This window comes from Mycobacterium florentinum, from assembly GCF_010730355.1.
Classification (GTDB): domain Bacteria; phylum Actinomycetota; class Actinomycetes; order Mycobacteriales; family Mycobacteriaceae; genus Mycobacterium; species Mycobacterium florentinum.
Genome location: NZ_AP022576.1, coordinates 3,720,971 through 3,740,249 on the forward strand (window position 1 = coordinate 3,720,971; position 19,279 = coordinate 3,740,249).

Annotated in this window: 16 protein-coding genes and 2 pseudogenes; 10 read left to right on the forward strand and 8 right to left on the reverse strand. The window is 66.4% G+C overall.

Translation table 11 applies throughout. The annotated features are described in order from the left end of the window. The first annotated feature begins 63 nt into the window (after positions 1–63). From mycP to G6N55_RS17665, 7 genes are all read left to right on the forward strand, one after another. Positions 64–1,410 (forward strand): type VII secretion-associated serine protease mycosin, encoded by a 1,347-nt coding sequence (gene mycP, locus G6N55_RS17635; RefSeq protein WP_085219591.1) that lies wholly within the window; start codon positions 64–66, stop codon positions 1,408–1,410. An 8-nt stretch (positions 1,411–1,418) separates the two neighbouring features. Next, the gene (eccE, locus tag G6N55_RS17640; protein WP_085219556.1) at positions 1,419–2,819 is read left to right on the forward strand and encodes a type VII secretion protein EccE; all 1,401 of its coding nucleotides are present in this window, start codon (positions 1,419–1,421) and stop codon (positions 2,817–2,819) included. 148 nt (positions 2,820–2,967) lie between these two features. Further along, positions 2,968–3,315 (forward strand): YbaB/EbfC family nucleoid-associated protein, encoded by a 348-nt coding sequence (locus G6N55_RS17645; RefSeq protein ID WP_232078774.1) that lies wholly within the window; start codon positions 2,968–2,970, stop codon positions 3,313–3,315. 16 nt (positions 3,316–3,331) lie between these two features. Continuing rightward, positions 3,332–3,703 (forward strand): sulfotransferase, encoded by a 372-nt coding sequence (locus G6N55_RS30370; protein ID WP_085219558.1) that lies wholly within the window; start codon positions 3,332–3,334, stop codon positions 3,701–3,703. 5 nt (positions 3,704–3,708) lie between these two features. Then, the gene (locus tag G6N55_RS17655; RefSeq protein WP_085219560.1) at positions 3,709–4,731 is read left to right on the forward strand and encodes a glycosyltransferase family 9 protein; all 1,023 of its coding nucleotides are present in this window, start codon (positions 3,709–3,711) and stop codon (positions 4,729–4,731) included. A 24-nt stretch (positions 4,732–4,755) separates the two neighbouring features. Then, positions 4,756–5,799, forward strand: coding sequence for a glycosyltransferase family 9 protein (locus tag G6N55_RS17660; RefSeq protein ID WP_139826634.1), 1,044 nt, complete (start codon positions 4,756–4,758; stop codon positions 5,797–5,799). Next, entirely contained in the window at positions 5,792–6,415 is a 624-nt protein-coding gene (locus tag G6N55_RS17665; protein ID WP_085219563.1) for a DUF4254 domain-containing protein, read from the forward strand. The genes G6N55_RS17660 and G6N55_RS17665 overlap by 8 nt, the downstream gene beginning before the upstream one ends. On the opposite strand, the gene G6N55_RS17670 is transcribed toward G6N55_RS17665, so the two are convergent. Together G6N55_RS17670 and G6N55_RS29865 are read right to left on the reverse strand one after the other, a co-directional pair. Further along, the gene (locus tag G6N55_RS17670) at positions 6,409–7,185 is read right to left on the reverse strand and encodes a hypothetical protein (protein ID WP_085219565.1); all 777 of its coding nucleotides are present in this window, start codon (positions 7,183–7,185) and stop codon (positions 6,409–6,411) included. The two genes, G6N55_RS17665 and G6N55_RS17670, sit on opposite strands and share 7 nt — an antisense overlap. Positions 7,186–7,313: 128 nt before the next feature. Continuing rightward, positions 7,314–7,457 (reverse strand): annotated as a pseudogene (locus G6N55_RS29865) (taurine catabolism dioxygenase); the annotation flags it as partial. Positions 7,458–7,669: 212 nt separating this feature from the next. Between G6N55_RS29865 and G6N55_RS17680 the strand changes: the two are divergent. From G6N55_RS17680 to G6N55_RS17690, 3 genes are all read left to right on the forward strand, one after another. Then, positions 7,670–8,383 carry an FkbM family methyltransferase gene (locus G6N55_RS17680; protein ID WP_232078775.1) on the forward strand — a complete coding sequence of 238 codons (714 nt, stop codon included), beginning with the start codon at positions 7,670–7,672 and terminating at the stop codon, positions 8,381–8,383. Between the two features lie 526 nt (positions 8,384–8,909). Next, the gene (gene espB / locus G6N55_RS30160; RefSeq protein ID WP_085219570.1) at positions 8,910–10,379 is read left to right on the forward strand and encodes an EspB family ESX-1 secretion system-associated protein; all 1,470 of its coding nucleotides are present in this window, start codon (positions 8,910–8,912) and stop codon (positions 10,377–10,379) included. Between the two features lie 152 nt (positions 10,380–10,531). Continuing rightward, the gene (locus tag G6N55_RS17690; protein ID WP_085219571.1) at positions 10,532–12,748 is read left to right on the forward strand and encodes a hypothetical protein; all 2,217 of its coding nucleotides are present in this window, start codon (positions 10,532–10,534) and stop codon (positions 12,746–12,748) included. Positions 12,749–12,818: 70 nt separating this feature from the next. Here the strand turns inward: G6N55_RS17690 and G6N55_RS17695 are convergent, their stop codons facing one another. From G6N55_RS17695 to G6N55_RS17720, 6 genes and pseudogenes are all read right to left on the reverse strand, one after another. Continuing rightward, positions 12,819–13,550: a hypothetical protein gene (locus G6N55_RS17695; RefSeq protein WP_139826635.1), complete on the reverse strand. Its 732-nt coding sequence runs from the start codon at positions 13,548–13,550 to the stop codon at positions 12,819–12,821. A 108-nt stretch (positions 13,551–13,658) separates the two neighbouring features. Beyond that, the gene (gene eccD, locus G6N55_RS17700) at positions 13,659–15,227 is read right to left on the reverse strand and encodes a type VII secretion integral membrane protein EccD (protein WP_085219575.1); all 1,569 of its coding nucleotides are present in this window, start codon (positions 15,225–15,227) and stop codon (positions 13,659–13,661) included. Further along, positions 15,224–17,058: pseudogene (locus G6N55_RS30470) on the reverse strand (ESX-1 associated ATP-binding protein EpsI N-terminal domain-containing protein). The gene eccD and the pseudogene G6N55_RS30470 overlap by 4 nt, the downstream one beginning before the upstream one ends. Before the next feature lie 104 nt (positions 17,059–17,162). Further along, positions 17,163–17,456, reverse strand: coding sequence for a WXG100 family type VII secretion target (locus G6N55_RS17710; protein ID WP_085224640.1), 294 nt, complete (start codon positions 17,454–17,456; stop codon positions 17,163–17,165). Positions 17,457–17,499: 43 nt separating this feature from the next. Continuing rightward, positions 17,500–17,811 (reverse strand): WXG100 family type VII secretion target, encoded by a 312-nt coding sequence (locus G6N55_RS17715; RefSeq protein WP_085224642.1) that lies wholly within the window; start codon positions 17,809–17,811, stop codon positions 17,500–17,502. A gap of 88 nt (positions 17,812–17,899) precedes the next feature. Beyond that, a complete protein-coding gene (locus tag G6N55_RS17720; protein ID WP_085224644.1) occupies positions 17,900–19,147 on the reverse strand; it encodes a PPE family protein in 1,248 nt (415 codons plus the stop codon). Positions 19,148–19,279 lie beyond the last annotated feature (132 nt).

A 19,279-nucleotide genomic window follows, 5' to 3' on the forward strand; every position in this document is an offset into this window, starting at 1 on the left:
ACGCAGGCCCGCGACCGGGACAGTGCGGTCACGAAACCAGGCTGACGAATGGAGCGTCCGGCGGTGCACCGTATCTTCCTGATCACGGTGGCATTGACGCTAGCCATGGTCAGTGCACCTCCCGCCGTAGCGGTTGCGCCGCCCTTGATTGACTCGACGGCGGTACCACCCGATGTGACGGGTCCCGATCAGCCGCTCGAACAGAAGCGCGTCTGTAAGGCGCCGTTGTCGCTGCCCGGCACCAATTTCCACGATGCGCCATGGCCGAATACCTACCTCGGTGTCACGCAGGCCCAGAAGTTCGCGACCGGCGCGGGAGTCACGGTCGCCGTGATCGATACCGGGGTGGACGCCTCACCACGGGTCCCCGCGGAGCCGGGTGGCGACTTCGTCGTCAAGGACGGCAACGGGCTCTCCGACTGCGATTCGCACGGGACGCTCACCGCGTCCATCATCGGCGGGCGTCCCTCGCTGACGGACGGCTTCGTCGGTGTCGCGCCCGATGCGCGGTTGGTCTCGGTGCGCCAGACGTCGGAGGCGTTCGAGCCGAAGGATTCCCAGCCCGATACAGGCGACCCGAACGCCACGCCGGCCGCGGGCTCCGTCCGCAGCCTGGCCCGCGCGGTGGTGCACGCCGCGAATCTGGGCGCCGGCGTGATCAATATCAGCGAGGCCGCCTGTTTCAAGGCCAAGAAGCAGGTCGACGAGACGACCTTGGGCGGAGCGCTCAACTACGCGGTCAACGTCAAGGGCGCGGTCGTCGTCGTCGCGGCCGGCAACGTGGGTGGGGATTGCCAGCAGAATCCGCCGCCCGACGCGTCCATTCCCTCCGATCCCCGCGGTTGGCAAGGGGTTCAGACGATCGTCACCCCCGCGTGGTACGCGCCGCTGGTGCTCACCGTCGGGGGCGTCGGGCAAAACGGAGCGCCGAGCGAGTTCTCGATGCACGGACCATGGGTGAGCGTGGCGGCGGCCGCCGACAACGTGATTGCGCTCGGCCCCGGCGGCGACCCGGTGGATGCGTTGTCGGGCAAGGAGGGTCCGGTGCCGATCGCCGGGACCTCGTTCGCCGCGGCGTACGTGTCCGGTCTGGCGGCGCTGGTGCGACAGAAATTTCCCGACCTGACGCCGGCTCAGGTCATGCACCGGATCATCGCGACCGCGCGCCACCCCGGCGGCGGGGTCGACGACTCCGTCGGCGCGGGCATCATCGATGCGGTCGCCGCGCTCACCTGGGACATCCCACCCGGTCCGCCGGCGCCGGTGGATCCGGTCAAAGCGATTCAAGCCCCGGTGCCCGTGCCGGGCCCCGATCACGGGCCGATCGATGCTGTCACGATGGGGGTCATGAGTTTGATCGTCGCGCTGGGATTGGCCGCGTTGGTCGGGCGAGCCCTGAAACGGCGCTGACGAAGCTCATGCGATCACTACGACTCCGGTTCAGCAGCGGTCACGTGATGTGGACGGCTGCCCTCGCGCCGCTGTGCATCCTGCTGTTCATGGGCACCCGATACCACTGGGCCGGCCCGACGCTGGTGGCGATCGGCGCTGTGGTCGCGACCGTCACCTTCCGCGGCCGGCGTCTCACCGGCTGGGTGGTGGCGATGTTCGCCTGGCTGTTGCGACACCGCAGGTCTCCCGAACTCCCCTCGGAGGCCGAGGTCGGTGCCACCGTCCTGCCCGGCGACCACGTGGCCGTGCGCTGGCAAGGCGACGATCTGGTCGCGGTCATCGAGCTCATTCCGCGGCCGTTCACCCCGACGGTCGTAGTCGACGGGAAGGCCAACACCGACGACGTGGTCGACACTCGGCTGCTGGAGCAGTTGCTTGCGGTGCACTGTCCCGATCTGGAGGCCGATGTCGTGTCGGCCGGCTTCCGGGTCGGCAACACGGCATCCGCGGAGGCGCGCAGCCTGTATCAGGAAGTGATCGGCCGTGATCCGGCGCCGGCCTACCGCCGGACCTGGATTGTGATGCGCGCCGATCCACGGCGCGCTCAGGCGTCGGCCCGGCGTCGCGATGAGGGGGCCAAAGGGATCGCCCGCTACCTGGTGGCGTCGACGACACGGATCGCCGACCGGCTGGCCAGCCATGGTGTGGATGCCGAATGTGCGCGCAGTTTCGACGATTTCGACCACGCCACCGAGATCAGCTTCGTGCGGGAGAAGTGGTCGAAGATCAAGGGGCAGGACAACTTCACCGCCGCCTACATCGCACCCGGCGGCCCGGATGTGTGGTGGTCGGCGCCCGCCGATCACACCATCACCCGGGTCCGCATCGCCGCGGGGCAGGCGCCCCGGTCCACGGTGCTGCTGACCACCGCCGACAAGCCGAAACGGCCGCGCGGGTTTTCGCGGGTATCCGGTGGCCAGCGTGCCGCGCTGCAGGGCCAGACCGTCGTCTCCGGCCGTCACTGGCAGCTGCCGATCGGGTCGGCGGGCGTACTGGTGGGCGAAACGGCGAGCAAGTATCCGGTCTACATGCCGTTCGACGATGTCGACGCGAGCATCAACCTGGGTGATGCCCGCGCCTTCATGCAATTCGCCGTCCGTGCGGCGGCCGCGGGCGGAACCGTAACGCTCGCAGCGCATTTCCAGGAATTCGCCGACCTGATCGGTGCGGAGGTCGGGCCGGAGTCGAAGGTGGCGTGGCCGCACGCGACGACCTATCTGGGCCGGCATTCCGGCGTGGACCGGGTAATCCTGCGCAACAACGTCATCAGTACGCCACGACACCGCCAACTGCCGATCCAGCCGGTTACCCAGCCCGACGAAAGCCGCTACCTGGCCGCGCTTCCGGGTCGCCGGGACCGCTCCTGACGGTCCCGGCCCAGCGAGCCTGGATGCCAAGATGAACAGGGATTTAACTGCATTCGTGGTGCGGCGCGCCGCCTTACACTAAGAGTCTGCGTGGCCGAGGCACTCGCCCAGGCAGGCCAGCGATCCCCGACGCAAAGGATGATCTGACGTGCAACCACACGAGCATCCGCAGGCCACTGCGGTGATGGGCGAATTCAAGAAATTCAGCGACGTCCTCGAGGGCGCCTTGAAGCAGAGGGGCACCGGCTCCTTCACCGCCAAGGACGAAACCGAGACGGTCGAGGTGGTCATCAACGGTGACATGTGTGTGACGCAGGTAAACATCGAGGACGGCCTGTTGCGGCGGGGCGCCGAGACGGTGCAGGAGCGCATCAACGAGGCGCTGATGAGGGCGAACGCCGAAGCGTCGGCGAGCATCGAGGCCAGCCAGCTGGCGACCTTCGAAAAGCTGACCGAAATCGTCGACTCGCTGCAGAAGATCACCGGGGAGGACTAGGCGAGACGACGTTCGGCTGCGGGCTAGCGTTCAGGGGATACGGTCAACCGGTGCAGCTGTTCGTCGTGGGGCCGCCGAGGTGCGGGCTGACCACCGGCACCGAGCGCAGGAAATGGCCGACCCGGCCGGCCCGCAGGCGGTCATGAGCGAAATCGCCGGCCCCTGCGCGATCTGGGGCGAGAAGAACCCGAGGTATGCGATGAAGCTGGACATCCCGCGGCGATGCTTACCCGACGCAATCGTGGCATTCGTTCTGCGCGATCCGCGTGAGGTCGTCAACTCCTGCACCATGCGCTTGCGCCCCGGGACCGCATCGACTCCGACGATCCAGCCTGGCCGCAGGTCGACGAGCTCGCACAGCGCTTCGGTTCCAACTGAACGGGTTTGAGAAGCGTGCTCAACGATTTGTTGCAGGCGGAAAACCCCGCGGTCTGTTTCGTCACCAATGTCGGCGACGCCGTAATGGCGCTGCCAACGTTGCGCGCGCTGGGCGAAATGTTCAGCTCCCCAATCACATTGATCTGTCCCAAGGCCGCATTCGACCTGTGCTTCCGGGAGGTAAGCCGTCGGCTGGTGGATGTCACCGGGCTTCCCCTGACGGGTCCGCCCCCACTGCCGGGACGACCGGAGCGGCCTCTCGATTACGAGGCACTGGCCTCAGAGATCGGTCCCGTCGACGTCTTCATCGACACATTGCCGTGGAGTTCGTTGTCGAGCGTGCTTATTCGTCCGCTGCTGCAACGCCTGGCACCCGCGACGAGTATCGGGTTCTCCGCCGGTGTTTACGACGTCGTCGTCCCCAAGGGGGAGTGTCACGCCGCGGACCTGACGTTCAAGCTGGCACAGCTATTCGACCCGTCGCTGCGCATCGAGAACTACGCGCAGCCGCTCCCCATACCCGCGACCGTGCAGGAGCAAGCCCGATCGGCCCGGGCCGCGGCTCCCGCCGGGGCCAAGGTGCTCGTCGTGCACGCGGACAGCAATTGGACGGAGAAGTGCTGGCCGGTAACCAGATTCATCGATCTGCTGGACCGGTTCTTGTCGCGCCACCCCGAGTTCGTGGTCTGGGTGGTCGGGATGGGCTACGAGGAGCTCAACGTGGGACGCCACGGTGATCGCGTCTTCGCGCAGCTCGGGCTGCCGCTCGACCTCACCATGGGCCTGGTCGCAACCGCAGACCTTTTCGTCGGGATAGATTCCAGCATGCTGCACGCCGCCGATCTGGCGCGGGTGCCGGGCGTCGGGCTTTTCGGCCCCACGCGCGCCGCGACATGGGGGTTCAGGTTTGCGCCGCATCGTCACGTCGAAATGAGCACCATGGCCGATATCACCGTGGAGGCGGCCCTGGATGCGATGGAAGAGCTCGTCGATCGGCGTGATGGCGATGTGCTGCGACGCCACGGCCCGGCCGTTTAAGCTCTCGCTGGAGGTTGGTCGGGTTTGAGCGAGATCACTGTTCTACAAGGTGGGCGCAGGTCAAGCGTCGAGCCCGACATGCTTGCCGGCCTGCTGCGGGCACGCACCCCGGCGGTGTATTTCTCCACGCTGATCGGGGACGCGCTGCTGACGCTGCCGACGCTGCGGGCGCTGGCCGAAATGTTCACCGCCCCAATCACGTTGATCTGCCCCAAGATCGCCTTCGACCTTTGCTTCCACGCGGTCAGCCCCCGCCTGATCGACATCACCGGTATCGCCCCCGGCGGACCTCCGATCGGGCGGGAAGCAAGTCAAACCCTCGACTACGACGCCCTGGTGGCCGACATCGGCGCCGTAGACGTCTTCATCAACGCTGTCCCGTGGGACGTCCCGTCGAACCTTTTCATTCAGCCCCTGTGGCGCCGCCTGGCTCCCACCACGAGCATCGGTTTCCCGACCGACGACGACTACGACATCATCATCCCGAGAGATCTGCCGCACGCGGCCGACCTGACCTTCAAATTGGCCCGGCTGTTCGATCCGTCGCTGCGGCTCGAAAGCTACGACCAGCCAGTGCCTCTCGCGCCGTCCGTGCAACACGCGGCACGCTCCATGCGCGCCGCCGTGCCCGCCGGGGTCAAGGTGCTGGTGGTGCATGCCGACGCGGGCTGGACGGAGAAACGATGGCCGGCAACCAGATTCATCGACGTGCTGGACCGCTTTTTGTCGCGCCACCGCGACTTCGTGGCCTGGGTGGTGGGGATGGGCGACGAGGAACTCAATGTCGGGCGTGAGCGCGATCGCGTCTTTCCCCATCTCGGGCTGCCGCTCGACCTCGCGATGGGCTTGGTCGCGCACGCGGATCTGTTCCTGGGTGTCGACTCGGCGATGCTGCACGCCGCCGATCTGGCGAAGGTGCCCGGCGTCGGCCTTTTCGGGCCGACCCGCCCTGAACTGTGGGGTTTCAGATTCGGGCCGCACCGGCACGTCGATAGGAGCTCCATGACGGAGATCACCGTGGAAGACGTGCTCGACGCGATGGAAAGCCTTGTCGCAGAGCATGTCTAACCGAAGCGACGGGCCGCGGCGCCCGTATGACGGCGTCGACCTCGGCGCGCTCGGTGGTTCGACGAATGAAGATCTTGTCGCCGCGGTGCGCCAGTTCTACGACATCGCCATGTTGTGGCACCGGGAGGAGCCGCCAGATTCCCCGGATCGCGGGGACATTGCGGCGAAGGCACTGCACCTGCATGCGCTGAACTTTGCGCTGTGGCATCACGAAGACGCCGTCCGCCGACCGGGCGCCGACGACCATGAGGTGGCTCTCCAGAAGCGGCGCATCGACAATGTCAACGCGCTGCGAAACGCGGCCATCGAAGACATCGACGCCGGCCTGCTTGATGGCGTGGAGCTGAATCCAACCGCACCGCTGCACACCGAAACTCCCGGCACCATCGTCGACCGGCTATCCGTTCTTGCGCTGCGGATTGTGCACACGAATCGTGCGGACCGGCCCGGTGCCCGCCTGGCGGTGCTCGACGAGCAGTACGCCGATCTGTTCGGCGGGCTTGAGCAGTTTCTCGCGCGCCTGCTGGCCGGAGAGGTCCGCTTCAAGGTGTACCGGCAATTCAAGTCGCCGGCCCAACGTAACTACTGCGATTTGTTCGAGGAGCGCGATCAATAGGCCGCGGCCGCCCACCATCGCGTCCAGTCGAGGTACGGGTCCTTGTGTCCTTCGTACTGAAGATGAAGTGCCAGTGACGGTATCGGGGTGAAGAGGGCAACCTGCTCGCGCCAGATCGTATTGATGGTCGATGCCTCGAAGATGTGGTGCTCTTGGCCGTAGGGCGTGCTCGAGTGTCGGGCAAGCAACTCGAAGAGCTCCCAATTTCGTCCCAGCGTCTCGAGCTCTATCCAGCATGTGTTGGTGGTGTGCGTGTTCGTCCGCCAGTGCCGCTCGGTGCCGTATACGACTCGGCAGTCCTCCCGGCTGAATATCGGGTGCCGATAGTTATCCGGGTCGTCATAGGGGTGCAGTGCTACTTCCCGGCCGCCCAGTTTGTCCCGGAGAAGCTTGTGTACGTCGAACATCTCCTGGATCGCCGACGGGGTGTGCAAGTAGTCGTCCTCGACGAGATAGACGAGCTCGCGCGCATCGTCGCGCGCCCTGGAGAATGAGGCTAGGCAGGACGCGTTGTATCCCCGGTCATCGAGCGCGATGAATTCGACCGGGTGGTCGCAGGTTTCGAGTATCCGGTGCAGGGTCGGCAGCACCTCGGGGGACGAGTGATCGTCGAAGACCCGCAAGATGATGTCGCCCTCCGCGCGATTGATCGACGTGACGAGCGATTGCGTACAGCGAAGCATGACTTCGCTCTTCGGTGCATCGACATAGCGCTGCCCACCGTGCACGTTGATCTCGGAGTGGGTCTGAAGGTGAATGTCGAGTTTCATATCGTCACCTGTCGCAGGACCGGAGCAGCATCGTGCGAAAGACCGCGGACCAATCCGAGTCCGAGCCGCGGATACCCGAGGTTATCTCCATGAGCAGCAACCGTTCTAGGTTCGTGGACGTGGTGAGTCACCCTGAGCTGCAGCAGCGCTGCGCGCAGCCGATCCACCACGCTCGGGTCGAGATCGCCGCCGAGGCGCACGCCATCGATGCGCGCGCCAATGTGGGTGCCCAATTGGGTGACGGTGAGGGCGATTTCCGCCGGCCTTACCATCGCGGTGGTCCCTCCTGAATACGGGCGTCTCCGGTGGCGCGTGATGCGGGTGCTGCATTGACGCACATGCGCGTGGCGATGCGAAATATACCCATCCGTACCTCTTCGGGCGGCATATCGCGATTCGCCAGACAACCGTGGCCATTGCGGATGGCGTTCGTGCTGACCACATAGTTCGCTAGCCGACCCAATGTTAGTGTTACGCAATGGGTTTGTATTGGATCGCGAACCGCGCCGAAAAGGAGGTGGAGAACTACCGTTCCGAGTCGGAGTGGCGGCGCAAATTCGTGAGCGAACTCAAATCCCGCCGAGTCGATGTCGTGCTCGATGTCGGCGCTAATTCAGGGCAATACGCCGGCCGCCTTCGCGAGGCGGATTTCGACGCCCGCATCGTCTCGTTCGAACCCCTCTCCGAGCCATTCGCCCGGCTGCGGCGCAGCGCCACGAAGCTCCCGCCCTGGGATTGCCGGCAGTGTGCCCTCGGCGATTTCGACGGGGCGGTCTCGATGAATGTCGCGGGCAACGCCGGCGAGAGCAGCTCCATCCTGCCGATGCTGCAACGACATCGGGACGCGTTCCCCAGGGCAAATTACATCGGCACCGAAGACGTGACCGTGTCCCGGCTCGACTCGATTGCCGCCGAGGTCCTGGTGCCGAGCGAGGTGGCGTTCCTCAAAATCGATGTGCAGGGGTTCGAGAAGCAGGTGATCGACGGTGGCCTAGCGACGATCGGCGAGCGTTGCGTCGGCGTGGAATTGGAGCTGTCCTTCGAACCCTTGTATGACGGCGGAATGCTGATTCAGGAGGCGCTCGACCGCATGGATTCTTTGAGTTTCATGTTAAAGGGATTGGTGCCCGGCTTCGTGGATATGCGCACCGGCCAAGTGCTGCAGGCCGATGGCGTGTTTTTCCGCGGCGACGATTGACGTCGGGTCGAACCGCACCGACATCGGGACAACTCACCCCCGCCGAAATCGCGGTCTTACCGAATGGACCGCGGGTGAATGACCGGGGATCGGAGTTTAACCGCCGATGTCGGCGAGCTGAATCGGATACCGCTCGGCTCAGAGTGTCTCGTCATCTCGGAAAATTGCTCTGTGAAACCGCAAGAGCCGCAACGATCGGGTGCAAAAATCGGTGCACGGCGGCCCTGTTTGGTGGATTACGATTGCACTCGATCGTGGTCGGAGCGCCCATCGCACCGTCCGCATGTCCTCGCAAGACGAAAGAGGTGGTCAGTGATGACACCGCATCTTGCTGCCAGGCGGGACGGTCACCCGGTCCGGTCGCCTGGGATCGCGACGTCCGGCGATGTACCCGCCGGGCGAGCAAGCGATCTTGCGGCACAACACAATCGGCATTCCGCGAGTTCGTCGGTTGCCGATCGGGCCGGCGCCGGCAGGAAATGAACTCCCGAATACAGGGCCTTGGGCACAAGGAGAATGAGCCGAAATGACGCAGACGGTAAACGTCGAATACCAAGAACTCATGGCGCGAGCCGACGAAATCGAGGCGGCGCTCCCGAAGATGCCCGTGGGCAACCCGCAGGCGCCGTGCGCTCTCTCATTTGTCCGCGATGCCGCCGTACAAATCGCGATCAACGCCGACTCGTTGCGGCTGTACGTCCAAGCGTGCCAGCGGGAGTGGAGTTCGCTGGCGAAGTCCCTGCGGAACGCGGCCAAGGCGTATGAGGAAGCCGACGAGGGTGCGGCCGAGGACATCAACGCCATCAACATGGACGGGACGTCCGGCTCCTCGGCGAAGGTGTCCGCCAACGACAAGGTCTCGCTGATGTGCGACCCGGACTACATCCCGGCTCCGCCACCGCCGCCGCCGCCACCACCGCCGTTTCAATACCCCTACTACGAGGTGAGACAGGCGGCGACAGACATCGAATCTCCCGACCAGGGGACGGCGTTTCGGGCGTTTGCCGCGGAGTGGAACAGCTACCAGCTGAAATTCCAGCAGCTGGCCTATCGGTTCCGGCCGTTCGTGAACTGGGAGGGTGACGCGAGGGCACAGGTCGAGTCGAATTTCACGTCACAGAAGCAGTGGATATTCGGCATGGTCACGCAGTTCACGACGCTGGCCAGACAGGCCCAATTGGTCGCTGACGCGCACAAAAAGGTCAAGGCCACCACCCCCGTCTACGACTCGGAGACCTACTCGCAAGACGGCGAGCATCCGACGTCTTACGAAGTACGGCAGTGTGACTATTGGTACAAGTACTACGTCGAACACAAGAGTCCGTATACGTACATGGCTCTGGACTGGTACAAGACTTTGCAGACAAAGTCGGAGACCGCGTTGGCGACCTATATGTCGGCCGCTCAAATTCCCCTGGCGCCGGCAAATCCGACCGCACCATACGGCGCGTATGTCATACCCGATCCGGCCGATGTTCCGGACGTTCCGGACCTTCCTGACGGATCCCTGCCCACCGATCCGTCGGCCAACATGCCGATGATGCCCACCATGCCGACGCTGCCGTCCGGGATGGGCGGTACACCGCAAACACCGCCGACCCCGGATGCCCAGGCGCTGGTGGACAAGGCGATGCAGAAGCAAGGCCTGGGCAAGGGCGGCGCCGGCGGAATGAAGCCGGCCTCGGTCGGCGGAATGGGCGGAATGCCCAAGATGCCACTGCAAGGCGCCACCGGAGACGGCGAAGCGTCGTCACGCCCGGCCGCGGCAGCGGGCCCGGGGCCGGCGACAGCGGGCCTGGGCAAAGGGCTTCCCGGCGTCGGCGGAGCGGGCGGCGGTATGGGCGGCATGCCGATGGGCGGGCAGGGCGACAAAGGCGGCGGGAAGGGCAAGCGCATACCGGGAGCCGACGAGGACGCGCTCTACACCGAGGAGCGGGCGTGGACCGAGGGCGTCATCGGTAATCGTCCGCGCAAGGGCCCGGCCGAAAAACAATGACTCAAAGCGACCGGTCGTCCGCAGTCGATGCGTACGTTTTGGTCGCCTACGTTCGCGAATTTTGCCGCAGTTAGCCTGTCCCGACCTCGATTACGCTTATTAACCATGATGTCTGGCATGCAGCACGTCCCGCGTTGCGAGAGGAGTAGCTGATGGGCCTCGCAAAGCCGACGGGGGGATATGCCGCGCAGATGATCGATCCGGGCGGTTGGCCGGATGTCGATGAGCAGGCCTTTTACGACCGGGCCCAGCAGTACACGCAGGTGCTGCGACAGGTCACCGACGTTTTGGAGGCCTGCCAGTCTCAGCGGTCGGAAATCTTCGACGCGGGTATCTGGTCGGGCAGCGCCGCGGGTGCCGCCAACACGCAGCTCGGGACGCTGATCGACGGTTTGGTGACGCTGCAGAACGGGCTGGCCACCGTGATTACCTGGCACAAGTATGTGGCCCGGACGATCGTGCAGGCCAAGTCGGACGTCACCGACAACGTTGTCGAGGCTCATCGGACGATCGCGACGCTGGAGAAGGACACCAGCATGGACGACGCCGAACGCATCCAGCAGATCAACACCGTGGTGACCACGACGCACGGGGCCAATGTCAGCATCGTCGACGGCACCGCCGCCCAGATCTTGGTGAGCAAGGCCTGGAAGCCGCCGGCCAACGCGCTGCAGGAGCTGCTCGACCAGAAGGCGCCACCGCCGGTCACCATCCCGGACGGTCCCGTCGCGCCGCCATCCCCGGGTCCGAGGCCCACGCCGCCGGGCGGTGGAGGATTCAAACCACCCGTCACCCCGGGCGGTGGGGGAGTCACACCTCCGACCCCAGGTGGTGGTGGGCTCACACCGGTGACGCCTCCGCTCGATGGCGGCGGTCTGCAGCCGCCGTCCCCGCTTGGGCCGCGGCCGACGCCTGCGCCGCCCAGCCCGGCGGTGCCGGGCGGCGGATCGCCGGCGCCCCTGGGCCCGGCGGCTCCGGCAGTGCCGTTGACTCCGGCGGCCGGGCTGCCACAGGCCGGTGCCGGTCCGTCCGGCGGCCCCAAGGGAGTGACACCCGCGGCCGCGTCGGGGCCCGGGGTGATGCCGGCATCTGTGGCGCCGAGCGAGGAATCGGCAGCCGCGCATGCCGGCGGGGCCGGCGTGCCGACCGGGCCGATGGGGGCCGGCGGATCGAGTGGTGGCAGCGGCGGACCGGGCGGAAGGTCGGCCGCACCAGTCGGGGAGAAGTCCGGCGACAAATCGGCCAGTGCGCGACCGGCATCCAGCAGCCGTCGCACGAACCAGAGCAAGCCCCGTGCGCAATCGATGCATCCAGGCGCGGAGGTCGCGGAAGCCATTGTGTCGACGGCAGCGGTGATCCCGGTTTCGGCCGCACGGCTCGAACGCGACGCGCGCGCCGATGCCGCGAAGGCTGACGCGGCGCGCCGCGCCGGGCCCGATGCGCTGCAATTGGCGCGCCGCATCGGTGCCGCGCTGAACGCACCAGACGTTGCCGGCGGAACCGACCTCGGCTTCTTCTGGGTGACCGGGGTGACCGCCGAGGGCGCGATCGTGGTGGCCAACAGCTATGGGCTGGCCTACATTCCGGACGGGGTGGAGTTACCGGAGAAGGTCTATCTGGCCAGCGCCGACGAAACGATCCCCGCCGGCGAGCGGGCACGCTGGGCCACGTACCCGGTGCTGGCGGTGCAGGGCTGGGCGGCCCACCACGAAATGGAACTGCGGGCCGTGATCGGCACCGAGGCGCAGTTGGCCAATTCCGACGCCGGGGTGGCGACGATTGTTCTGCAGCCGGACGACATTCCGGAAACGGGCGACATGATCGGCCGGCCCCGGCTGGCGGTTGTGGATTCCGAGGCGGCGGAAAGGTTGGCGGCGACGCCCGACACACGCCTGGCCGACCTGCTGCCGCCTCCCCCGGAGGGCGCCGGGCCGGCACCGGAGCCGCAGCTCGCGCCCGAGCCCGAGCGTGCGCCCGAGCCCGCCGAAGTGGTGGATCCCCAGGCGGCGGCCGTGCTTCTACCGCCGGGCGTGGGGTCGAAGCAAATGGCGGAGTTGCTCGCCCAGATGCCGGTTCCGGGAGCCGATGCCGGTGCACCGGCTGCCGCTGGACCGTCCGACGATCGGTTCATGCTGTGGTTCGAGTTGATGAAGCCGATGGCCAGCGACGCGAGCGGCCGCCAGGCCGCGCACCTGCAGGCCTTCCGGGCCTACGCCGCGCACGCCGAAGAGGTCCTGCTACGGGAAGCGCACACCACGGTCGACCCGGCGGATCAGCGCAGCGCGGTCGCCGACTGGATGTACTGGAAGTACGTCGCCGAGCTGCTCAACGCGGCGCTGGCGCAAGCGCCCGTCTTGGCCCCGGCGTAGTAGCGCGGTACGGGTCAGCGGTACGAGCCGACGCCGGGCGAAAGCCCGACGCTCAAGGGCGCCCAGGCGGTTACAGGCCGATCTCTGACTGAGTCGTTCCCGGGCGCGCGCCGGCCGCTGGCTCGACGGGAGCGCTGCCGGAGCCCGGTGTGCCCGACGCGGCGCCCTCCTTCGTCGTGGCGTCGACCAATCGCGACTCGGCGGCCGGTGCGTCGTCCGGGTTCGTGGTGTCGTCCTTTTTGGTGTCGTCGGCAAGCTTCGCCGGCGCCGCGCCCGCGTTTCCCATGCCGCTGCCGGCCTGCTGGGCGGTCGACATGACGGTCTGCAGGCCCTGGGTGAGAGGTTGCACCGCCTGTGACATGGCAGAGAGCTGATTGAGATTGCTCGGTACCGCCGGCTGCGGCTTTTTGTCGGGCTTCTTGCCGTCGTCGGGCTTCTTGTCAGCGGTCTCGGCACCCAGCAGGTTGGGCGCCGCGCCGGCCGGCTGGTCCGTCGCACCGGGTTCGGAAGCCGCCAGGAACTGGACCTTGCCGACGTTCTCGCCAAGCCGTTGGTCGGTCTGGGCGTACATGTCGGCGGCGGTGACCATTTTCGATCCCGTATTGGTAAGGGCGGCTTGCGCTTCCGGCAACCCCTTAACCACGGGCGACTCGATTATCGGCAACGTCTCGTTGATCGCCGCCGACACGGAATCCGCTCCGGTCGCCGACATCGGCGGCGGAGCGGCAGGCAACTGCTGGTCGCGAACGGCCACTCCCGCAGCTTTGAGACGAGCAGGATCAACCACCAGTGATTCAGTCATCGTTGCAGTCCCTTTGCGTGCGCGGCCATCAGACAGATTTTACCGAAGGCGCCGCATGCCCAAGTGCAGCAATATTTCTCGGCATCCGGCATGCACTGTCCATCTTTCTCAGAATTGGATATTGCGAACTGTGTCGTAAACACCGGTTATCCAGAGCAGCAAGGGAACGATCGCCGCGACCACCGCGCCGTCGAACAATTCCAATGACCGCTTCATCACCGGCGTAATACGTCGAACCCCGGCGGCCGCCGCGACCACCGCTAGTGCAACCAGGGCCGCGACCAACAGAACGACCACGAACCAGCGAGCGCTCTGCGGATACCAGATGCTCAACCGGATGGTCACCCCGATCGGGATGGCGACCGTGGCCGCCAGCAACGACCACGCACACCAGGGCTCGGCGTACAGACGCGACCTGAACGCGCACATCATCGTCACCAGTCCCGCCACCACCAGGCTGTGCACGAAGAAGTGTCCCCGTACCAAGATCCCGATGACACCGGCAACCAGAACCAGGGTGCCCGCCGTGATGAAACCGATCAGCAGCTGTTTGGCCACCTGGCTGCGCTCGGTGAGCCGCGCGGCCGAATCGGGCACCGACGCGATGATGGCCTGCCAGGTCCGCGTTTCTTTGTCTTCGGGCGCCTCTTCGCCGGCAATGGGATCGAGTAATTCCTCGTGTTCGACGGTCTCGCCGGGAGCCGGAATGGGCGGCAGGGCGATCCGCGCGAAGACGACGGTCAACTTGGCGGCGTTCGTCACGGTGAACAAGCCGAACACGATCGCCAGGGCCGGAACCCATTGCTGCCAACCGTATCCGTACGCGAAGGCCGCCGCGGTGAGCGTGAGAGACGTGACCGCGGCAAACGACGCAAGCTCGGTACGGTGGCGAGGGCCGCCGCGCGTGATCAGCGTCAGGAACAAAACGGCCGCAGCGCCGGCGGCGAGCTGTGGCGGCCCAAACGAACTCGTCATTCCGCGTGGCCGCGGGATGGCCATCGCCACGGCCACCACGATCAACGGGAACGCGGTCGCCAGCAGGCTCTCCGACAAGTTCGGATTCCGGTAGAACTTGTTGGCGGCCCAGCTGCCCATCAGGACAAGCAATCCCGCAGCGCCCAACCCGATCGGCCACCACATGTGGTGGCCGTTGGCCACCCACGCCACGGCCCCGATTCCGGTCATTGCCATCGTCACGACCGGAATTGCCACCCCGACAAAACGATTCAGTGCCGCCCGGTCGAACTCCGGCGATTCGTCAAGCACCGCGATCGCGTCGATGACGTCCTCGACGAGCGGGCGGTACCGTTCGGTGCGGCTCACCGACACCAGGGTGAGCAGCGACCCGTCGACGACGACCGCGTCATCGAGGGATTGGTCGGCTTGCAGCGGCGGGGCGCCCGGGCGGGCAAACGTCCACGCGCCTTGCGCGGCGAAGTCGAAACCGGCGAGAACGTCCGCGGGTGTTTCGCCCAGGATTTCCGCCACCACCGCGACCGTGTCGTCGATATAGGTTTCGATCGGTGCCGTCGACGGCAGCACGACATCGGTCATCCGTCGGCCGGTGAGGATCGTTACCCGCGTGGTCGAGGGCTTGGCGGGGGCAGCGCCCGGGGCGGCCGGAGCGGCCGCGGCTCCGGCACCGGCAGCAGAATCAGTGGCGGTGGGCGCGCTCAACGACGTTCACTCCTGTCGAAATCGTCGGACAGTGCGGCGGCTAGTTCCAGGATCTTACGCTTGTAGATGGGGTCGAGCAGGCCTAACTGGATCTCCGTACCGGCCGCGATGTGCTTGTCCCAGGGCAACACGATGACCCGTCCGGCTCGAACGTACTGCTCGAATTGCTGGGATAGTTCGGCGACAGCGATGTCGGTATCTCCCGGCGACACATGGTTGATCACCACGCACGCGCGGCTCAGTAGCGCCTGGTGGCCGTGATTGCGCAACCAGTCGATCGCGACCGCGGCTTGCCGGGCGGCGTCGATCGACGCGCTGGTCACGATCACCGCGGCGGACGCCGTCGAGAGCACCCCACGCGTCACCGGGTCGAACAGGCCTGCCCCGCAGTCGGCCAGGACGAGGTTGTAGAACTTCGACACCGCATCGGACGCGTAGTGCCAATCAGCTTCGCTGAATGCACGCCGTGCCGTGCTGTAGTCCTCTGCCGGAAGTACTTCCAGATTGACCGCATTCGCACTGGTATGCGCACGGACATCGTTGTAATGCGTTAAGTCCTTGTCGGCCAACAGGTCTGCGATGGTTGCATCAGACTGGCGCCCGGCCCGGTCGGCGAGGTTTCCGCAACTCGCATCGGCATCGAAAGCCAGAATCCGATCGCGCCGGACCTGGGCGTAGACCGAGCCCAGGGAGACCGTCACGGTCGTCTTCCCGACTCCGCCCTTCAGACCCAACACCGCGATCTGATACGAACCGCGGGGGCTACGGCGGATTCGATCCCGTAGGTCCAGGTCGTATTTCTCGTCGCGAGACAGGCCCACGTTGATGCGCGTCAGCTTGTGGACCCAGCGCCGCCAACCCCGGCGCGAAACCATCCGGGTCGCAGACTTCTTCGCGGGCTTGACCGCGATGCGGGAAGTCGCATCCGCGACGGGCTGCTCACCGGGCGGGTGGGCGGGGCCGAATCCGGTTGCACCGCAACGCGTTGAGTGGGCGGTAATTGCGGTGCGCGGCCGGTTGGCCCCGGGGGAGTCGGACGCGGGCGTGGCGGCGGAGCGGGTTTCCCTCGGCGCTTGTCCGGGTTGGGCCCATGGCCGTGCGCAGGGTTGCCGGTGGGGGCGCGTCGGGTCTCGGCGACATCGCGCGGGCGCGCGCGGCGCGCGGGTGGGGGAGGGGCCGCCGGCGGGACGGGTTCGATCGGCGGTGGTTTGGGCCGGGTCGGTGGTGGCTGGTTGTTCCAGTCGACCGGCATGGGCGGCCGTGGGGGTTCGGGCCGGGCCGGTGATGGTTCGGCCCGGGCCGGTGGTGGTTGGTCCTCCCAGTCGACGGGCATGGGTGGCCGCGCGTGGCCATTGGGCACCGGTGGGCTCACCGGCATCGGTGCGGCACTCGTGTCGAAGCCGGAATCCAGATCGAAGTCCGGTCCCGCCTCCGGAATTTCGGTTCCGTCAGGGTGCGCGAAGAGCTCGTCGTAGCTGACCGGCATCGGGGGTCGCGGTGGGCCGGGCGGCGCCGGTGGTGGTTGGGTCGCGTCGACCGGCATTGGGGGGCGGTGGGTTTCGGGCCCGGCCGACGGCGGGTCACCCGGGTGCACCGGCATGGGTGGCCGCTGGGGTTCAGGCCGGGCCGGCGCAGGCGGTTCGGTCCAGTCGACGGGCATCGGAGGGGGCGCCTCGGCGTTGGGCTTGGGCATTCCCACCGGCATAGGCGGTGCAGCAGCGGGCGCATCGACGTCGAACCCGGCATCGATATCGAAACCCGAATCCGCCGTCGCATCCGGTATTTCGCCCCCCGCGGGCGGCTGAAAGAGCCGGTCGTAGTCGGCCCCCATGAGAACCTCTCAGAAAATCAATTCAGATGCCGAAACACGAGAAGAGGCGAGTTCTCCCGTCAGGTTGAACTCGCCCGATCCCGTGTTTCGGCGTTGTTTGCGTTCTAACCGCCGAACATGCCGCTGACACCGTGCTCGGTGCTGGCCATCGCCGCACTGGCCTCGGTGATGGTGTGCGACAGGGACTGCAACGAGTTGTTGAGTTCGTCCGACTTAGTCTGCCAGTCGTTCTGCACGGCCTGGTAGGCCTCCGAACCGCTGCCGCCCCACGCCTCGGCGAGCTTGGCGAGCGACTGCTTTCCTTCGTCGAGAAGACCTTGAACGGTCTGCACCGATGCCGCGATGGAGCTCGCACCGGCCTCGATGCCGCTGAAATTCCATGACTGAGCTTCCGACATGATTTTTCTCCGTTTCTTTCTAAAGCTGAGGGGATGGGTGGGCTCAGAAGCCCATGTTGCCGGCGGTCGACTGCAGGTTGGAAGCCTGCTCTTCGTTCGCGCGCTGGTACTGGACGCCGGCCTGGCTGATCTTCTCGTGAATGTCGGTGAGCGCCTTGATCTGCGCGTTGCCCGCCTCTTGGAAGCGTTGCAGCGCAGACTGCGCCGCCGAGCCGGCCTGACCGGTCCAGTGGCTCGCCAATTCGCTGCCGGTGTGCTCTACGCCCTTGATGACACCCTGAAGCTCGCCACCGATCCGGTCGAAGTTCCCGGCCTCGGCGCTGAGGGTACTGGCATCAGTTTTCATCTCTGCCATGTTGAACTACTTTCTGTGTGCTCTGTCCTCGCCAAGTGATGGCAAGTCTTCCGGCCCGGGCGGCCGGGAAGTCTGTTGTGGTGGACGGTCACCAGTCGTCTCCGTCGTCGATGCCGTGTAGCTCGTCGTAGTGAAGGTTGGTGCCTTCTTCCTCTTCGCGCGCAAGCGCCACCGGAGCTGCCAGACCCGGCTTGGCGACGGCGCCGGAGTGCGCACCGGCGCCGGCGCCGAGCGGCGCGGAGCCAGCTCCCGCCGACGAGCCTGCCCCGGCGCCAGCTGGCGCGAGGGCCGCCCCGGGCTTGTCGAGCAACTCGCTGATCATCGAAGTGCGGGGCCCGCTCAGACCGGAACCCGGAAGTGTCTCCGCGTGCATCAGTCCCATGCCGACGCTCGGGCCCGAGCCACCCAGCAGCGGATGCGACGACAAGGGCGGTGCCCCGATCAGGCCGAGCTGTGCTCCGTCCTTACCGAGTCCGCTGCCGAGACTGCCGCCGCCCACCGTGAGGCCGTCGCCCAAGGTGGAACCGCCCATACCGCCGGACTGACCGGCCATGGATGTCAGTTGCTCCAGTGGCTGCATGAGCTGCTGCATGGGTCCGCTCAGCTGCCCGAGCCCGCCCATGAACTGCGAAACCTGTTCCAGCCCAGAGGGTGTGGGAGTGAGGTCGCCCGCGTCGTCGGCGGCGTCCTTGGCCGCCGCGAGCAGTGTCGTCGGCGCACTCGTGAGCCCGGCGTCGGACTCGGAGGCCACCTGGGACAGCATGCTCACTGCCCCGGCCGTCTCCGCCTCAGCAGCCGCGTCCATTCCGGGGGCGAGGATCGGCGTCATCTCGGGAAGCGGCTCGAAGACGGTGTTGGCGGCGGTTTCGGCGGCGTAGATGTCCATGGCGCCACCGGCCTGGTTCCACATTCGGACGAAATAGTCCGTTTCGTGGAATCCGATCGGCATCGTGTTGATACCAAAGAAATTGGTGGCCATCAGGACGGTAGTGGTGATCCTGTTCGTCGCGATCTCCGGCAGCGACGGCGTCATTCCCAACGCCTTCATGTACGCGGCGGCCTGGGCCCCGGCCTGCATGCCGCGCTTGCGCGCGGCCAGTGCGGCAGTCTGCAGCCACGACACCATCCGCGCGGATGCGGCCGTAGCACGCTCGCTGCCGGTCCCGGTCCACGCTCCCGAGAGAGCGGTCATGCTCGCGGCCAACTCGGCGGCCTCGGTCTCGAGACTGGTGGCCAGCGCCTCCCACCCCGCGGCGGCCTGGAGCATCGGCGCAGGACCCGCGCCGGCCATCAGCCGTGCGGTGTTCAGCTCCGGTGGCATAGCGTGCCACAGCATGCTCTGTCTCCCTTGGTCGCGAGGTATGTAGTGGGTTAGCTCTTGCGGTCTGCTGTTACGAAAAAGTTTCGCTCGCGAAGACAATGTCGGGTGGGTTGCATTTTGCGTGACCCTTCTCGAATCGCACGTGAA

Bases quoted from the DNA above. Each gene is read 5' to 3' on its own strand.
- G6N55_RS17665 (WP_085219563.1), top strand. From the start codon at position 5,792: ATGTCTAACCGAAGCGACGGGCCGCGGCGCCCGTATGACGGCGTCGAC.
- G6N55_RS17710 (WP_085224640.1), bottom strand. From the start codon at position 17,456: ATGTCGGAAGCTCAGTCATGGAATTTCAGCGGCATCGAGGCCGGTGCG.
- G6N55_RS17720 (WP_085224644.1), bottom strand. From the start codon at position 19,147: ATGCTGTGGCACGCTATGCCACCGGAGCTGAACACCGCACGGCTGATG.
- espB (WP_085219570.1), top strand. From the start codon at position 8,910: ATGACGCAGACGGTAAACGTCGAATACCAAGAACTCATGGCGCGAGCC.
- G6N55_RS17715 (WP_085224642.1), bottom strand. From the start codon at position 17,811: ATGGCAGAGATGAAAACTGATGCCAGTACCCTCAGCGCCGAGGCCGGG.
- G6N55_RS17670 (WP_085219565.1), bottom strand. From the start codon at position 7,185: ATGAAACTCGACATTCACCTTCAGACCCACTCCGAGATCAACGTGCAC.
- G6N55_RS17695 (WP_139826635.1), bottom strand. From the start codon at position 13,550: ATGACTGAATCACTGGTGGTTGATCCTGCTCGTCTCAAAGCTGCGGGA.
- G6N55_RS17690 (WP_085219571.1), top strand. From the start codon at position 10,532: ATGGGCCTCGCAAAGCCGACGGGGGGATATGCCGCGCAGATGATCGAT.
- eccE (WP_085219556.1), top strand. From the start codon at position 1,419: ATGCGATCACTACGACTCCGGTTCAGCAGCGGTCACGTGATGTGGACG.